At 63.7% G+C, this 1,062-nt stretch carries 1 protein-coding gene; it reads right to left on the bottom strand.

What is annotated here, in order from left to right:
* Positions 1 to 930 (bottom strand): SNF2-related protein (locus ABZV94_RS42025; RefSeq protein ID WP_356350446.1); only part of this gene is annotated, 930 nt, incomplete at its 3' end.
* Positions 931 to 1,062: the final 132 nt, after the last annotated feature.

Here is a 1,062-nt window from a genome sequence, read left to right as displayed (position 1 = left end):
TACCGCACTCGCGTGCGCGAGGTCGCCACCAGCGACAGCCTGAGTGACCACTCTTCGCCCATGACCAGGCCAGACAAATGACAGCAAGTTCTCCAGGTCCCGTGCCCCGTTCGGAGCGGGAGTCCCCGTGAGAATCAGACGCCGCCGGGTGAGCGGTCCAAGCGCCATGCACGCGCTTCCGTACGTCCCCTGCGCTCCCAGCTTCATACGATGCGCTTCATCGAGAATGATCATGGAAGGCGCGCCGCGCAGCCACGAAGCCAAGGACGCCAGCGACCGGTCGAGCCGCTCATAGTTGACGATCAGGATCTCGGCCCTGAGGTCGGGGCTCTTCCCCATGACGGTAGTGAGCGGCGGCTCCTTGAAGCACAGCTCGCTCTCCGTGAGCCACGCCTCGTAGGCGGATTTCGGGCTGACGACCAGCAACCTGCGGACCTCGCCGCGTTCGCGCATGGCGGCGTACACAGCCAGCCCGACGCGCGTCTTCCCAGCCCCAGGAACACTGAAGTTAGCGCCATGCTGCAGTGACAGCAGCCGGGTGATGTCCCGTCGCTGGAACTCCGTGAGGTCAGCACGCCATGCCAGGCCCAGTGCCGCTTCTACAGCGCTGTCGTCCCATTCCGCCTCCGGAAGGGGTGTCTGAAGCTGTTGTTCAGCCCGATCGGCGTCATCGAGTACCTCCCCTACCAGGGCACTCAGCTCGTCCGCCCAGACAACGGACTCGGGGTACGGCCAGTCGGCGAGAACGTCAATGCCTACCAGGAAGTCATCGAGTTCCAGCTCAAGGGTGAGACGGCCGGTCAGACCACCTCCGGGAAATCTGGCTGCGATCCGCGTCAGATCACTGCGGCACTGCTCGCTGGCCCGCAGCACCGCCTTCGTCCGCGTGACGTCGAAGCCGATGTGCAGGGACGATTCCTCAGGTGTCATGGTCACGACCTTTCCTGCCGCACAGCGTCGCGAAGCCACTCGACGAACTCGACAGTCACTTCAATAGTCTCTGCGGTGGCCTGGGCCAGCTTCATCAGAGAGGCTATAAGCTTGAGAACAGCCACGTCCAAA

The sequence above is a fragment of the Streptomyces sp. NPDC004658 genome (assembly GCF_040609555.1).
GTDB lineage: Bacteria > Actinomycetota > Actinomycetes > Streptomycetales > Streptomycetaceae > Streptomyces.
Note: the sequence above shows the minus strand (reverse complement) of the source record. Positions and strands in the feature narration are given on the sequence as shown.